Source organism: Acinetobacter sp. F-1, assembly GCF_022869025.1.
GTDB classification, from domain to species: Bacteria; Pseudomonadota; Gammaproteobacteria; order Pseudomonadales; family Moraxellaceae; genus Acinetobacter; species Acinetobacter pseudolwoffii.
On record NZ_JAJKFX010000011.1, the window covers coordinates 1 to 15,186 of the forward strand.

A 15,186-nucleotide genomic window follows, 5' to 3' on the forward strand; every position below is an offset into this window, starting at 1 on the left:
ACTCGAAAGTCCCTTTTATTGTATTGAATATCCAGACTATTTTTTCATTTCAGCCATTTCTTTTTGATATTCAGCTTTGGCCATTTCAAAACGATGTACCACATCATCACTCGGTGCCTTATCCACTAAGCTGACAATCACGATACTCAGGGTAGCCAGAATAAAACCGGGAATAATCTCGTACAGGCCGGTATCACCCATATAGTTTTTCCAGACGATTACCGTCACCGCACCGACCAGCATGCCGACAATCGCGCCGTTGAGGGTCATACGCTTCCAGAACAGAGACAAGATAATCAAGGGGCCAAATGCTGCACCAAAGCCTGCCCAGGCATAAGCCACCAGACCTAAAACCTTGCTGTTCGGATTAATCGCCAAGGCAATCGCAATTAACGCAATTACTAAAACCATAGCACGACCGACCCAGATCAGTTCTTTTTGCGAGGCATTTTTGCGCAGGAAGCTCTTGTATAAATCTTCAGTCAGGGTGGTTGAACAGACCAGAAGCTGACAGCTCAAGGTGCTCATAATCGCGGCCAGAATAGCTGCAAGTACGATGCCAGCGATCCATGGATTAAACAGGATTTTAGTCAATTCCATAAACACGGTTTCAGGGTTCTGGTTCACCACCGAGGCGAATATTGGATTAACGGTGAAATAGGCAATCCCGATATAACCAGCTGCCACTGCGCCGCCTAGACACAGAATCATCCAGGTCATGCCAATACGGCGTGCAGCAGGAATGGTCTTCACTGAATCTGCTGCCATGAAGCGCACCAGAATATGCGGTTGACCAAAATAACCCAAACCCCAGGCCAGACTGGAAATAATCGCCACCACGCTTAAGCCTTCAAGCATACTGGACGCATGTGGACGGGCAGATTCAAGGATGACACTCACTTGCTGGCTATTGTCACCCAAGGCCAGGAAGGTAATGATCGGGGTCAGCAACAGTGCAAAGATCATCAAACCGGCCTGAAACGTATCCGTCCAGCTGATCGCCAGAAAACCACCAATACACACATATAAAATTGTCGCCATCGCACCGATGATAAGCGCCGTGGTGTAATTCCAGCCGAACAGGCTTTCAAACAGGCGTGCACCTGCGACCATGCCCGAGGCACAATAAATTGCAAAGAACACCAAAATCACCAAGGCAGACAAGACCCGTAAAATGCGTTTGCGGTCGGAAAAACGGCTGGTGAAATAATCTGGCAGGGTCAGGGCGTTATTCTGGTATTCGGTATGCGCCCGTAGACGACCTGCCACCAGTAACCAGTTTAGCCACGCTCCGATAATCAGGCCGATGGCAATCCAGGCTTCTGACAGGCCAGACAGGTAAATTGCGCCCGGAAGACCCATCAGCAGCCAGCCACTCATATCTGATGCACCTGCGGAAAGAGCTGTAACGACACTGCCCAGACTACGTCCACCTAAAATATATTCATCAAAATTGGAGGTTGCACGGTAAGCATATAAACCGATTGCAATCATGGCGATAATATAAAACATGAAGGTAATCAGGGTCGGATTTAAATAAGTCATAGGCAGGGCATCCTGTAAATATGGAAACCATCGTTCCAGATGATTTTTTGTACGGAGATCACAAGGCAGTGATTCAAGCACGGTTTAAAAATTACACTCTGTAACATTTACACAGCTTTTATGTATGTTTATTGTAAATACCAATTTAACTAGATGGAACTTAAGGAAAGTTAAGCCACTTAACACAGAGAGATAAAGTATTGGATTGAGGCAAAAGAAGCTAATTTAGAATAAGCAATTAAAATATTTAAATTTTAGCTTTTTATTTACATGATCTTACAAAACTCACAGCTTTACTGTATTGGTAATAAATATTAGCAAATTTAGGTTAAAGTCCTCCTATTCGCTCTGTATTTGTTTGCTCATATTGAGACCACACCAAATACGGTGCATCGCCAAGGTATTTTTTAGTGGACAATATGCTGCAAATCGAACCGACCCGCATTGAACGTGACTTATTGGGGGAAAAACAGATCCCATTACACAGCTATTATGGGATTCACACTTTACGTGCCATCGAAAATTTCCAGATTTCAGGATTGGCGATAGGGCAACAATCACATTTTATTCGTGCATTGGCTCAGGTCAAAAAAGCTTCGGCACAGACCAACCTGCATTTTCAAAAAATATCCGAGCAGACGAGTACTGCTATTCAAAGAGCCTGTAATGAATTGATTCAGCATCCTGAAAACTGGCAAGCGGCCTTTCCACTTGATCCTTATCAGGGCGGTGCTGGTACATCAATTAATATGAATGCCAATGAAGTCATTGCCAATATCGCCTTAGAGATCTTGGGGCATCATAAAGGTGAGTATCACATCCTGCATCCGAATGATCATGTGAATACTTCGCAATCGACCAATGATGTCTATCCAACCGCTTTACGTTTGGCAACTTATAGCAGCCTGAATGAATTATTGGCAGTGCTGAAAGCACTGATTGACTGTTTATATACGAAGGCAGCCGAATTTCAGTATGTGATCAAGATGGGGCGTACCCAGTTGCAAGATGCCGTCCCGATGACCATGGAGCAGGAATTCCGGGCTTTTGCGACTTTATTAAAGGAAGATTTAAAACTGATTGAGCAGATGCGCCAGTTATTGCTGGAAGTCAATTTAGGTGCAACAGCGATCGGGACTGGGGTAAACACGCCGCCAGGTTATGCGACGCGAGTCGTCGAAACTTTGGCGCACCTGACGGGGCTGCCTTTAAAAGGTGCAGAAGATTATGTGGAGGCCACCAGTGATTGTGGTGTCTTTATTATCTTGTCGAGCAGTTTAAAACGCCTGGCAGTGAAACTGTCCAAAATCTGTAATGACTTGCGCTTGCTTAGCTCAGGACCACGTACAGGTCTGGCTGAAATTCGCTTACCGGAATTGCAAGCAGGCTCATCAATTATGCCGGCAAAAATCAATCCTGTGATTCCGGAAGTGGTCAATCAGATTGCCTTCCGGGTCATCGGTAATGATTTGACCATTACTATGGCAGCGGAAGCTGGGCAGTTACAACTGAATGTGATGGAACCTGTGATTGCCCTGACCATGAATGAGTCGATTCAATTGTTGACTCAAGGCATGCAAACCCTGAATCAGAAATGTATTGCTGGCATTCAGGCCAATGAAGAAATCTGTTTAAGTTCGGTCATGCGCAGTGTCGGGATTGTGACCTTACTTGAGCCGATTCTGGGGCATGCCAAATGTGATGAAATTGGTAAACAATGTATGCGTGAAAATAAAACCGTGCCGCAAGTGGTATTGGAACTCGGTTTATTAAGCGAAACACAATTAGAAGAAATCTTTGCATTTGAAAATCTGGTGTCTGAAATACCTGTAGCAGAGAGTCAGCTCGAACAGGTTTCTTGATAGCATAAATTGTCTTGAAACAGCTCAACTCAACTGATTGTTGTGATTTTGACAATTTGCCTCAAGTTCGATATGTGGATTTGAGGCATTTTCATCTAGACTAGGGTCTGAACTTTATTTGGCTGGGTAAATGGCGATGTTTGATAAAATCAGTGCATTATTTAAAACTAATAAACCGACTGCTGCACAGCTATATTTAGACGAGCAGAATATCCAGCATGTCGAAGGCACAGGTTATATCGTGGACGGCATTGATTTAAATCAGGAACTGGCCACACGCTTAGAATATTTGTCCAATCGCCGTCTAAAACAGTTTGATGATTTAAAAGCTTTATACGACACCGCGATGCTGATCAATGAAAAGATTGATCTGGAAATTGCCCATCAGCGTTTTAATGTGACTTTGGGAAATACCGAAGAGAACCTGCTGCAATTTAAAATGATCCTCAAGAAGTTAAATGATTATTATCGTAACTTTCTGCGAGAGAAAAAATAAGTGTTAAAAGTGGCTTGAAATCGAAGCGTATGGATGTGGCAAGACTGCATAAAAATAACAAAATATCCTGAGATCATCGTGCTAGTATAAGCCTCAGGTTATTTAGACTTTAAAGCTATATCCATGTTCCAACAAGAAATTTCCCAACTCAATTTACCACAACTCAAAGCAGGCGAGAAACGCTGGTTAGGCAATCTGCAAGGTTCCTCGACGGCATTGTTGCTCAAAGAAATCGTGCAGCAGCAATCGCGTTTATTTATTGTGATTGCACGCAATAACCAGCATTTGGGTCAACTGGAAAGTGAACTGGAATTTTATGGGATTAAACCCACGATTTTTCCAGATTGGGAAATTTTGCCTTATGACCGCCTGTCTCCGCACCAGGATATTGTCTCGGAACGTCTGGCAATCTTATCCAATATGCCCAAAACTGGTGTACTGTTGTTGTCCGCCTCAACTTTGGCACAACGTGTGGCGCCAACCTCATGGATTCTGGGTGAGCATTTCGATATTCATGTCGGTCAGAAATTTGATCTGGAACAACAAAAGAAAAAGTTGATTCAGGCCGGTTATCATCTGGTCGATACCGTCTATGATCCAGGTGAATTCGCGGTACGCGGCAGTATCATGGATATCTACGCATCGGGACAGGAAGCACCGATTCGGATTGACCTGTTTGATGATGAAATTGAAAGCCTGAAATTTTTCGATGCCGAAACTCAGCGCACCACGCAAAGTTTGCAGCAGTTTACCGTATTGCCGGCACAGGAATTTCCGCTCAAGGAAGGTCGTGCCACTTTCCGTGACCGCTATGCCGAATTTTTCCCGACTGCCAATCCAAAGAAAAATCCGATCTATCAGGATGTGATGGAGGGCATTGTTTCACCGGGAATCGAGTTTTATTTACCGCTGTTTTTCAGTGCTGAGGCCATGCAAGGTCAAAGTTCGCTGATTTCGTACTTACCAAAGAATGGCATTGTCATTACAGATCGGGCTTTAGACGAGAGTTTGACCCAATTCTGGCAAGATGTGGTGCGCCGTTATGAAGATCGCCGTCACAATGTTGATCAGCCGATCCTACCCCCAGACAGCCTGTTCTTTCAGACCAATCAGGTTCTGGAGCAGCTGAATCAATTTGCACGTATTATTGCCGCCCAAACGCCTTTTGACCAAAAAGCCGGCGTATTGAACCTCGATACCCAGTTGCCACCACGTCTGCCTGTCGATCCAAAACGTGAAAAACCATTTATTGAAGTCAAAAAATATATCGATCAGGCCAATCATCCGGTTCTGCTGGTGGCAGAGAGTGCCGGACGCCGTGAAAGCTTAAAAGATGCGTTACGACCAAGTCTGGGTGATATTCCGACGGTTGATAACTTTGAGAGCTTTATCACCTCCCTGTATGCGATTGCGATTACCAATGCGCCATTAGAGCGTGGTCTGGTGCTGACCGATCGTGTCAGCATCATTTCTGAAAACCAGCTCTATGAACATCGCGTGGTACAACGCCGCCGTAAACGTCAGCAGGAAGTTTCAGAAGAATTTCTGATTCGCAGTCTGACTGAACTGACCATGGGCGCGCCTGTGGTGCATATTGATTATGGAGTTGGGCGTTATGCCGGTCTGGTCACCCTAAGTATTGATGATCAGGATCACGAATTCTTGCAGCTGGATTATGCCGATGCGGCCAAAGTCTATGTGCCGGTGACCAATCTGCATTTAATCAGCCGATATAGCGGTGGTGATCCGGATCTGGCACCATTGCATAAGCTCGGGACAGATGCATGGAATAAAGCCAAACATAAAGCGCTGGAACAGATTCATGATGTTGCGGCCGAGTTGCTGCATATTCAGGCACGCCGTGTCTCTAAACCCGGCATCAGTTTTGAAATTGATCAAAGTCTGTATATGCAGTTTGCCAGTGGCTTTGCCTATGAAGAAACGCTGGATCAGGCCAATGCGATTGAAGCCACGCTGCATGACATGCAACAAGCCAAGCCGATGGATCGTCTGGTCTGTGGTGATGTCGGCTTTGGTAAAACGGAAGTGGCGATGCGTGCTGCATTTGTTGCGGTACAGAATAACCGGCAGGTGGCGATTCTGGTGCCGACCACCTTGCTGGCACAACAGCACTATGATTCATTCAAAGACCGCTTTGCCGACTGGCCGGTCCGGATTGAAGTGCTGTCACGTTTCGGTTCTTCCAAAGCACATAGCAAGACCATTGACGACCTGATCGAAGGGAAAGTGGATATCGTGATTGGTACGCATAAAATTTTGCAGGAAAATGTCCAGTTTAAAAATCTTGGCCTGATGATTGTCGATGAAGAACATCGCTTCGGAGTACGTGACAAGGAGCGGATCAAGGCGATGCGTGCCGATGTCGATATGTTGACCCTGACAGCCACTCCAATTCCGCGTACACTAAATATGGCCTTTAGTGGCATGCGTGATCTATCGATTATTGCCACACCGCCGGCACGCCGTCTTGCGGTGAAAACCTTTGTGCAAGAACATACCGATGACACCATTAAAGAAGCGATTCTGCGTGAACTGTTGCGTGGTGGTCAGGTCTATTTCCTGCACAATGAAGTCGATACGATTGACCGTGCCGCAGCGCATATTCGTACATTGGTGCCGGAAGCCCGGGTGATTGTGGCACATGGCCAGATGCGTGAACGTGAACTGGAGCAGGTGATGCAGCAGTTCTATCACAAGGAATACAATGTTCTGGTCTGTTCGACCATTATTGAAACCGGGATTGATGTCCCAAATGCCAATACCATTTTGATTGAACGTGCTGACAAACTGGGCCTGGCACAATTACATCAGCTCCGTGGCCGAGTCGGGCGCTCGCATCATCAGGCCTATGCCTATTTAATGGTGCCGTCTTTAAAAGCCTTAAAAGGCGATGCCGAAAAACGTCTGGATGCGATCCAGCGTGCTTCGACCTTGGGGGCCGGATTTATGCTGGCTACCGAAGATCTGGAAATTCGCGGGGCAGGTGAATTACTCGGCGAACAGCAGAGCGGTTCAATGCAGGCGATTGGTTATAGCCTGTATATGGAAATGCTGGAAAAAGCCACCAAAGCCATTCAAAAAGGTAAAACCCCAAACTTCGATGCACCCTTGTCATTGACCGCAGAAATTACCCTGCATATGCCAGCGCTCATTCCGGATGATTATCTCGGAGATGTGCATCAGCGTCTGTTGTTCTATAAGCGTATCAGTAATACTGATACTCAGGAGAAGCTGGACAATATTCGGATGGAATTGATCGACCGTTTTGGCATACCGCCACAACCGGTCAAACAGCTCTTTGCCGTGCATCAGATTCGTCTCAAAGCCGAGCAGCTTGGCATCACCAAAATTGATATTAGTGCTCAAGGTGGGCATGTGGAATTCGCGCCAGATACCCCGGTTCAGGCCATGACCATTATCCAGATGATGCAGAAACATCCAACCTATTTCCGGATGAATGGCGGGCAACGTCTTAAGGTCATGGTCATGCTGGAAGATTACCAAAAGCGGATTCAGTTTATTCAGGATTTGCTGGACAGTCTATTGAAAGAAGTGGGCTAATTTGATTTAGACTAAATCAGTTTGAAAGTTCATGATACATTTCATTTTCATTGAAATTTTCAGGAATGATAAACCAGCTTTTTTTAATGAAATGTTCGAACAAATTCTCGTGATGCGCCTTGCAACAAATCATGAGAATTTGTCTTTAAACCCATTGCTTTCAATATTCAGCTTCGGTTGGATATGTTAGTATTAGCCATCATTCTAATTTTGCATCATTTATAAAGATATGTTTAGTTTGCATCCACAACTTGCTCAAGATACTTTTTTTGTAGGCGACTTTCCTTTGTCAACATGTCGTTTGATGAATGATATGCAATTTCCCTGGCTGATCCTGATTCCACGTGTGCCGGGTGTCTCTGAATTATATGAATTGAGCCAAGCTGACCAAGAGCAGTTTTTACGTGAATCAAGCTGGTTATCAAGCCAGCTGGCACGTGTTTTCCGTGCGGATAAAATGAATGTCGCGGCATTGGGCAATATGGTTCCGCAATTGCATTTTCATCATGTGGTTCGTTATCAGAACGATGTAGCATGGCCGAAGCCTGTTTGGGGTACACCAGCTGTTCCTTATAGCAGTGAAGTATTAGCACATATGCGTCAAACACTCATGCTGGCGCTACGTGGTCAAGGCGATATGCCATTTGACTGGCGTATGGACTGATTAGCCCCAAGTATTCCGAGATCTATGAACGATTGCGGATTTCAGGGAGTGACTGAATGCAATTAGACGACTGGATTCAAAAAGAACCACAACAGTTTGAATATTTTCATCGCTTGATGGGCTATATCATGCTGTCTCTGGTTTTGGTCGTCTTTCATTACACTGAACCGGATACTCAGTATCAGCTCTTTGTTCCTGTGTTTTTATTCCTGATTTTATTGATTAGCTCGAAACTGTCGCGCTGGTTGATCTATCGCCATGATTATCGTATTCGGCGCAATGTTCTTTTTCTGATTGATGTTATTGTCATTGTAGTGGTTTTAGCCGCAGTACAGCTGGATTTGGTATTGTCCTTGCTGGGTTTGGTGGCAATACTCTATACCGCGATCAGTAATAAAATTTCATTGATGATGGCTTCTCTGGCCAGTCTGGTCGGGATCACCGTTTTTTATCTGGCCAATATTCTGGTCTTTGGTTTTGGGACTTATTTTGAACCGACAAGCAGTGAACTAACGGTTTTAGGCTTCATCTGCCTGATTACCTATTTTGGTGTCGGAAGTTTTTATCAGAGTGGTCGTGTGCAGTATATGACCCAGAAGAAAAATCATTATTTTGAACAGATGAACCGTTATATGGAATTTGCCAATCAGCTGAGTCGTTATGCGCCTGTGCAGTTGTGGCAATCCATCATGAAAGGTGAATCTGAAGCGAAAATTGAATATAAACGTAAAAAGTTAACAATTTTCTTCTCGGATATTCAAGGCTTTACAGAACTGTCTGAAACGCTTATTCCAGATGATTTAGCATTCTTGCTCAATGATTATTTGCGGCATATGACCGAAATCGCCAAAAATTATGAAGCGACTGTCGATAAATTTATGGGTGATGCCATCCTGATTTTCTTTGGTGATCCAAACTCTGAAGGCGTAGAGCAGGATGCCAAGAACTGTATGGAAATGGCGATTGCCATGCGTCAGCAAATGAAACTGCTGCGTGAGCGCTGGATTAAAATGGGTTATCCGCCACTGCATATCCGTATGGGTATTTCGACCGGTTATTGCCACGTCGGGAATTATGGTGCGACGCATCGGATGGCCTATACCATTGTAGGACGAGATGCCAACTTGGCAGCGCGCTTACAGAGTGCAGCTGAAGTGGATGAAATCCTGATTTCAGAAGATACTCATAATCTGATCAAAAATGATTATTTATGTGCGCCGAAGAAACCAATTTTCTTGAAAGGCATTAAAGCACCGGTAAGAACCTGGCAGCTAATGGAAAAATATGCATCGCAGAAAGTTGAGTATCAACGTTGGTTCGACTATGAATATAAAGGCTTTCATTTACTGCTCAATCTGGACGAAGTACAAAACTTTGAATATCCAGAATTGATTCATGTACTGGAAAAAATGATTAAACGCATTGAAACTCAGCAGAAATTGACCAACTCTCAGGGCATCGTCAAGCTTAAACTTGAAGATGAAGTGATTGAGCATCTCCAGCCACAAGACGAATTTGAATCACTCAAAGACTCCAAAGTAATCTAATCATTCTCATAAATATAAAAAACCACGTCTAAGCGTGGTTTTTTATATGATCTTTCAAGAAAAATCTTAATGATTTTCCGAAGCGTGATTGATGGTGTATTTTGGAATTTCAATTTCCAGATCTTCATCGACCAGTGTGACCTGACAAGAAAGGCGTGAATCAGGTTCCAGACCCCAAGCGCGATCCAGTAAATCTGCTTCTACATCATCCATTTCTTCGAGGCTGTCGAAGCCTTGACGTACCACAACGTGGCACGTTGTACATGCAGCTGACATATCGCAGGCATGTTCGATTTTAATGCCATTTTTGAGTAGGCTTTCGCACAGGTTGGCATTGTGTTCGACTTCAAACTCAGCACCTTCGGGGCAAATCTGCGCATGTGGAAGAACTTTAATACGTGGCATAGTCGTTACCTTAAATTAGTTTGAGTTTGACCAGTCGTCGAGTTTAGTGCCCTTAAGAGCGGCATCAATATGTTGATTCATACGTGCTGCTGCAAAAGCATCACTATGTATTTTAAGCAGTTCAACTGCAGATTCAATCGCTTTGATATCTGAACCTTGAAGCTCGGTTTCAAGTTGTGCCTGTGCAGTTTGCAGTGCTGCCAGTTGCTCTTCAGTCAACAGAGCGGCATCTACTTTTAGTGCCTGAACCAGTGCTTCTAGCTCACGCTGGGCTTCAACTTTGGTTTCATTCAAATGACGCAGATTTTTATCTTCCTCGGCAAATTTATAACCGTCAAGTAATAGGCGCTCAGTATCTTCACCGGATAAGCCATAAGATGGCTTAATATCAATTTGCGCATGCACGCCAGATGTTGTTTCTTTGGCAGATACCGTCAACAAACCATCAGCATCGACCTGGAAAGTTACTTCGATACGTGCCTGACCGGCTGTCATTGGTGGAATGCCATGCAAGACAAAACGACCCAGACTACGACAATGTTCAACCAGATCACGTTCACCTTGAACCACATGGATCAACATGGCAGTCTGGCCATCTTGATAGGTAGTAAATTCCTGACGACGTGCTACAGGAATGGCAGTATTACGTGAAATCAGACGTTCCACCAGTCCGCCCATGGTTTCTAAACCTAAAGACAGTGGGGTAACATCCAGTAATAAGGAACCATCAGTCGAGTTGCCTATCAGTTGGTTTGCTGTAATCGATGCGCCAATGGCAACCACTTCATCCGGGTTAATCGTGCACAGCGGTTCTTGGCTAAATACGTCACCAACTGCTTTTTGTACGGCATAAGAACGGGTTGAGCCACCCACCAGAACCACATTTTGAATGTCATCCAGTTCAAGCTTGGCATCACGCATCACACGTTTACATACGCTGATGGTTTTGTCCAAAGCAACTTTAATGATTTCTTCAAAGGTTGGACGGTCAAGGTTTAAAACTTGATCGAGTAATTTGAGTTGAACTGAATCTGCATCAGACAAAGCTTCTTTGGCCTTACGTGCTGCCACAATAAAATGTGCATATTCAGCATCATCTAAAGTTTCGATGTTTAGCTGTTTCTTGGCCCATTTCAAAATTAAACGGTCCAGGTCATCACCACCGAGGGCAGTGTGGCCACCAGTCGCAAGCACTTCAAACACGCCTTGCGAAAAACGCAAAATCGAAACGTCGAAAGTACCGCCACCCAAGTCATAAATCACATAGTTGCGATCTGTACTCAAGTTGCTTTCCTGATCGAGGCCATAAGCCACAGCAGCAGCGGTTGGCTCATTCAATAAACGTAAAACATTCAAACCGGCAAGCTGGGCAGCATCTCGGGTTGCCTGACGCTGTGCTTCATCAAAATACGCTGGAACGGTAATCACTGCACCATTCACCGGATTTTTCAGACTTGCTTCAGCACGATCTTTGAGCTGCTTTAAAATTTCTGCAGAAATTTCAACCGGAGTTTTACGACCTTGTGCGGTTTCAAAAGCCGGCATTTCATTCGCTTCGCCCACCAAGGCATAAGGATGCTGGAATTTGATATCCGCTTGAGAGCGCCCCATGAAACGCTTGACTGAAACGATGGTATTTTTAGGATCGCTGGTAATAAAAGGCGCGGCTTCATTACCATATTGAGTCTGCTGTTCTGCATAATGCACGATAGAAGGAAGTAGCACACGACCTTGTTCGTCATTCAGCACTTTGGCTTTACCTGAAAGAACCGTGGCAACCAAAGAGTGGGTGGTGCCTAAATCGATACCAATCGCAATGCGGTGTTCATGTGGTGCACTTGATTGACCTGGTTCTGCAATTTGCAAGAGAGCCATAGTGTTACATCCTTTGCACGTTAAATATTAAAAATTAGAAATCATCATCAAGGTCAAAGCTGTCATCGTCCAGGAAGCGGTCTTCCGCCTTGTCGATATCTGCCATGACTTTAACAAAGAAGCGTAGTTTACGCACTGTATCGCGTGCTTCAGCCCAGTCTTCATCGGTATAGTCAATTTTAAACTCACGAACCAGCCCGTCAATCCATTGCTGTACTTCAACTTTCAGTGAAGTTAAATCTTCAGCAGAGGTGGCATCGTCGAGTTGTTCACGAATTTCCAGAGCGTCCTGCAAGAATTCAAAATCACTGATCGATTGATCTAAGTGATAATCCTGTTTCTTGAGGGACAATAAATACGCTGCACGGCTATCGACCGCTGACAAAACTTTAAAAGCCTGATTGATATCACTTGATTTAATCAAGGCCTGATCTTTGTCTTCAGCTTTATCGGGATGATATTGTTGCTGTAACTTTAAAAATTCAGTTTTTAAAGTTGTCAAATCAATATCGAGTGCTACTGGAAGATTGAACAGCTCAAAATGATTCATGGGAGATGGGGTCCGCGATTAATGTGCAAAAATAACTGTATAAATGCAATTAAAACAGTGTGAAACACACTGTTTTAATGTCAAAAGAGAATAACTGCCGGGTTTATACAGTGAAGGATTCACCACAACCGCATTCGCCTTTTTTGTTGGGGTTGTTAAATTCAAAGCCTTCGTTCAAGCCGTTTTTAACATAGTCCATCTCCATACCTTCAAGATAAACCAGACTTTTCGGATCAATGAATACTTTAACCCCAAACTGCTCAAATGCTTGGTCATGTGTATCGACTTCATCAACAAACTCGAGTACATAAGCCAGACCAGAACAGCCTGAAGTTTTCACACCAACGCGAATGCCTTCACCCTTACCGCGATTTTTTAAATAATTGCTGATATGAGTTGCAGCATTTTCAGTTAAATGGATCATGAAAACTCCGTTAAAATTTCAAAACGTGGAACAATTAAGCTTTAACTTTCTTGCTACGGTAGTCTTCTACAGCTGCTTTGATTGCATCTTCTGCAAGAACAGAGCAGTGTACTTTTACTGGTGGAAGTGCCAGTTCAGTTGCAATATCGATATTCTTGATTGCTTGAGCTTGATCCAAAGTTTTACCTTTGAGCCATTCAGTCACCAAAGAACTTGATGCGATTGCTGAACCACAACCATAAGTTTTAAAACGTGCTTCTTCAATCACGCCTGCATCGTTGACTTGAATCTGTAAACGCATCACGTCACCACATGCGGGTGCACCAACCATACCGGTACCAACGTTTTCAGCATTTTTATCTAAAACGCCAACATTACGAGGGTTTTCGTAATGATCAATTACTTTTTCGCTATAAGCCATGTTGCTTCTCCAAACCTCGGGGTCAGCCTTAGTATTATTAAATATGGGGGTTAAAAAACTTTTCTCAATGAGATAGTAACCGATTGGTCACTATCTCAGAATGAAGATTAGTGCTCAGCCCATTCAACTTTAGAAAGGTCGATACCTTCTTTAAACATATCCCAAAGCGGAGAAAGTTCACGTAACTTCTCAACAGCAGCTTTAGTGATACTCAATACATGATCGATATCTTCTTCAGTGGTGTATTTACCAAAGCTGAAGCGGATCGAACTGTGTGCAAGCTCGTCTGAAAGACCCAATGCACGAAGTACATAAGAGGGTTCAAGTGTTGCAGAGGTACATGCTGAACCTGAAGATACCGCAGCATCTTTCAAGGCCATCATCAGTGATTCACCTTCAACAAAGTTGAAGCTGACATTCAAGTAGTTTGCTACGTTTTGTGTAGGATGACCATTCAAGAACACCTGTTCAAGGTCTTGTACGCCATTCCAAAGCTTGTCGCGAAGTACACGTAAGCGGGTTTGTTCAGCTTCCAGATTCTTGCCTGCAAGTTCGAATGCTTCACCCATCCCCACGATTTGATGCGTTGCCAGCGTACCTGAACGCATACCACGTTCATGACCGCCACCATGCATTTCAGCTTTTAGGCGTACACGTGGGCTACGACGTACAAACAGGGCACCAATACCTTTAGGGCCGTAGATCTTGTGCGCAGAGAAGCTCATCAGGTCTACTTTTAAAGTTGAAAGATCAATTTCAACTTTACCTGCCGCTTGTGCTGCATCGACATGGAAGAAAATTTTGTTGGCACGAGTGATTTCACCAATCGCTGCAACATCAGTAACCGTACCGATTTCGTTGTTCACCATCATCAGTGAAACCAGAATCGTATCTGGACGAATTTCTGCTTGAACCATTTCCGGAGTAATTAAACCGGTTTGCGGCTGTGGTTCAATATAGGTAATCTCAAAACCTTCAGACTCTAACTCACGGCACGTATCTAAAATTGCCTTGTGTTCGATTTTAGAGGTAATGATATGTTTACCTTTCGATGCATAGAAATGAGCCACACCTTTAAGCGCAAGGTTGTCTGATTCGGTTGCACCTGAAGTCCATACGATTTCACGTGGATCAGCTTTAATTAAATTAGCGACCTGTTCACGTGCATATTCAACTTTTTCTTCTGCTTGCCAGCCATAAGCATGTGAACGAGATGCAGCATTACCGAAGGTACCTTCGAATGTTAAACATTCCATCATACGTTCAGCAACCTGAGGATCTACCGGAGTCGTAGCTGCATAATCAAGATAAATCGGACGTTTCATGTCAAATACCTGTAACCGATAAAAGGGCTGAATCAAAGGGTGCTGAATTTTGGCGTAATGACACTGTTTGTACATTGTCACGTGCAACCAGATCAGCAAGCGAGATTTTTGCTAAATAATCGGCAATGTGGTGGGAGAGTTCCTGCCATAAATCATGAGTCAAGCACATCGCACCATTCTGGCAGTTGCCTTTATGGTCACAGCGAGTCGCATCAACTGTTTCGTTTACAGCTTCGATAATTGCTAACACAGTAATTTCATCTGCATTACGTGCTAAATGGTATCCACCATTTGCTCCACGAACACTTGAAACTAAGCCATGGCGCTTGAGTTTCGCAAATAACTGCTCAAGATACGCAACAGAAATAGTTTGACGTGCCGCAATTTCGGCGAGCGTAATCGTTTTTTCAGAAGGCTGCAAAGCTAGATCAAGTAGAGCAGTCACAGCGTAGCGACCGCGAGTGGTTAGGCGCATGATTCGATACACATG

General features: G+C 44.2%; 13 protein-coding genes. 5 read left to right on the plus strand and 8 right to left on the minus strand.

The genetic code is table 11. The annotated features are described in order from the left end of the window. Window positions 1-36: 36 nt before the first annotated feature. A complete protein-coding gene (putP, locus tag LOZ91_RS10765; protein ID WP_244783186.1) occupies window positions 37-1,545 on the minus strand; it encodes a sodium/proline symporter PutP in 1,509 nt (502 codons plus the stop codon). Window positions 1,546-1,964: 419 nt separating this feature from the next. On the opposite strand from putP, the gene aspA reads away from it, so the two are divergent. The 5 genes from aspA (at window position 1,965) to LOZ91_RS10790 (ending at window position 9,696) form a co-directional block, all read left to right on the plus strand. After that, complete coding sequence (aspA, locus tag LOZ91_RS10770; RefSeq protein WP_074383167.1) at window positions 1,965-3,407, plus strand: aspartate ammonia-lyase; 1,443 nt, start codon at window positions 1,965-1,967, stop codon at window positions 3,405-3,407. 130 nt (window positions 3,408-3,537) lie between these two features. Beyond that, entirely contained in the window at window positions 3,538-3,903 is a 366-nt protein-coding gene (locus LOZ91_RS10775; protein WP_005096758.1) for a hypothetical protein, read from the plus strand. A gap of 123 nt (window positions 3,904-4,026) precedes the next feature. Continuing rightward, window positions 4,027-7,485 carry a transcription-repair coupling factor gene (mfd, locus tag LOZ91_RS10780; RefSeq protein ID WP_244783187.1) on the plus strand — a complete coding sequence of 1,153 codons (3,459 nt, stop codon included), beginning with the start codon at window positions 4,027-4,029 and terminating at the stop codon, window positions 7,483-7,485. 229 nt (window positions 7,486-7,714) lie between these two features. Then, window positions 7,715-8,149, plus strand: a complete 435-nt coding sequence (locus LOZ91_RS10785; RefSeq protein ID WP_004646760.1) for an HIT family protein — start codon at window positions 7,715-7,717, stop codon at window positions 8,147-8,149. Window positions 8,150-8,205: 56 nt separating this feature from the next. Continuing rightward, a complete protein-coding gene (locus LOZ91_RS10790) occupies window positions 8,206-9,696 on the plus strand; it encodes an adenylate/guanylate cyclase domain-containing protein (RefSeq protein WP_005171127.1) in 1,491 nt (496 codons plus the stop codon). Between the two features lie 66 nt (window positions 9,697-9,762). Here the strand turns inward: LOZ91_RS10790 and fdx are convergent, their stop codons facing one another. From fdx to LOZ91_RS10825, 7 genes are all read right to left on the minus strand, one after another. Next, window positions 9,763-10,101, minus strand: coding sequence for an ISC system 2Fe-2S type ferredoxin (gene fdx / locus LOZ91_RS10795; RefSeq protein ID WP_005171126.1), 339 nt, complete (start codon window positions 10,099-10,101; stop codon window positions 9,763-9,765). A 15-nt stretch (window positions 10,102-10,116) separates the two neighbouring features. Further along, window positions 10,117-11,976: a Fe-S protein assembly chaperone HscA gene (hscA, locus tag LOZ91_RS10800; RefSeq protein ID WP_100357144.1), complete on the minus strand. Its 1,860-nt coding sequence runs from the start codon at window positions 11,974-11,976 to the stop codon at window positions 10,117-10,119. Between the two features lie 34 nt (window positions 11,977-12,010). Beyond that, window positions 12,011-12,526, minus strand: a complete 516-nt coding sequence (hscB, locus tag LOZ91_RS10805) for a Fe-S protein assembly co-chaperone HscB (RefSeq protein ID WP_100328683.1) — start codon at window positions 12,524-12,526, stop codon at window positions 12,011-12,013. Window positions 12,527-12,629: 103 nt separating this feature from the next. Then, entirely contained in the window at window positions 12,630-12,950 is a 321-nt protein-coding gene (gene iscA, locus LOZ91_RS10810) for an iron-sulfur cluster assembly protein IscA (protein ID WP_005096766.1), read from the minus strand. A 34-nt stretch (window positions 12,951-12,984) separates the two neighbouring features. Beyond that, window positions 12,985-13,371 carry a Fe-S cluster assembly scaffold IscU gene (gene iscU / locus LOZ91_RS10815; RefSeq protein ID WP_005096767.1) on the minus strand — a complete coding sequence of 129 codons (387 nt, stop codon included), beginning with the start codon at window positions 13,369-13,371 and terminating at the stop codon, window positions 12,985-12,987. A 107-nt stretch (window positions 13,372-13,478) separates the two neighbouring features. Next, window positions 13,479-14,696, minus strand: a complete 1,218-nt coding sequence (locus LOZ91_RS10820; protein ID WP_244783188.1) for an IscS subfamily cysteine desulfurase — start codon at window positions 14,694-14,696, stop codon at window positions 13,479-13,481. Between the two features lies 1 nt (window position 14,697). Then, complete coding sequence (locus tag LOZ91_RS10825) at window positions 14,698-15,171, minus strand: Rrf2 family transcriptional regulator (protein WP_005096769.1); 474 nt, start codon at window positions 15,169-15,171, stop codon at window positions 14,698-14,700. Between the last annotated feature and the right edge of the window lie 15 nt (window positions 15,172-15,186).

Bases quoted from the DNA above. Each gene is read 5' to 3' on its own strand.
- putP (WP_244783186.1), bottom strand. From the start codon at position 1,545: ATGACTTATTTAAATCCGACCCTGATTACCTTCATGTTTTATATTATC.
- mfd (WP_244783187.1), top strand. From the start codon at position 4,027: ATGTTCCAACAAGAAATTTCCCAACTCAATTTACCACAACTCAAAGCA.
- iscU (WP_005096767.1), bottom strand. From the start codon at position 13,371: ATGGCTTATAGCGAAAAAGTAATTGATCATTACGAAAACCCTCGTAAT.
- hscA (WP_100357144.1), bottom strand. From the start codon at position 11,976: ATGGCTCTCTTGCAAATTGCAGAACCAGGTCAATCAAGTGCACCACAT.
- LOZ91_RS10790 (WP_005171127.1), top strand. From the start codon at position 8,206: ATGCAATTAGACGACTGGATTCAAAAAGAACCACAACAGTTTGAATAT.
- hscB (WP_100328683.1), bottom strand. From the start codon at position 12,526: ATGAATCATTTTGAGCTGTTCAATCTTCCAGTAGCACTCGATATTGAT.
- LOZ91_RS10825 (WP_005096769.1), bottom strand. From the start codon at position 15,171: ATGCGCCTAACCACTCGCGGTCGCTACGCTGTGACTGCTCTACTTGAT.
- LOZ91_RS10820 (WP_244783188.1), bottom strand. From the start codon at position 14,696: ATGAAACGTCCGATTTATCTTGATTATGCAGCTACGACTCCGGTAGAT.
- LOZ91_RS10775 (WP_005096758.1), top strand. From the start codon at position 3,538: ATGGCGATGTTTGATAAAATCAGTGCATTATTTAAAACTAATAAACCG.
- iscA (WP_005096766.1), bottom strand. From the start codon at position 12,950: ATGATCCATTTAACTGAAAATGCTGCAACTCATATCAGCAATTATTTA.
- fdx (WP_005171126.1), bottom strand. From the start codon at position 10,101: ATGCCACGTATTAAAGTTCTTCCACATGCGCAGATTTGCCCCGAAGGT.
- aspA (WP_074383167.1), top strand. From the start codon at position 1,965: ATGCTGCAAATCGAACCGACCCGCATTGAACGTGACTTATTGGGGGAA.
- LOZ91_RS10785 (WP_004646760.1), top strand. From the start codon at position 7,715: ATGTTTAGTTTGCATCCACAACTTGCTCAAGATACTTTTTTTGTAGGC.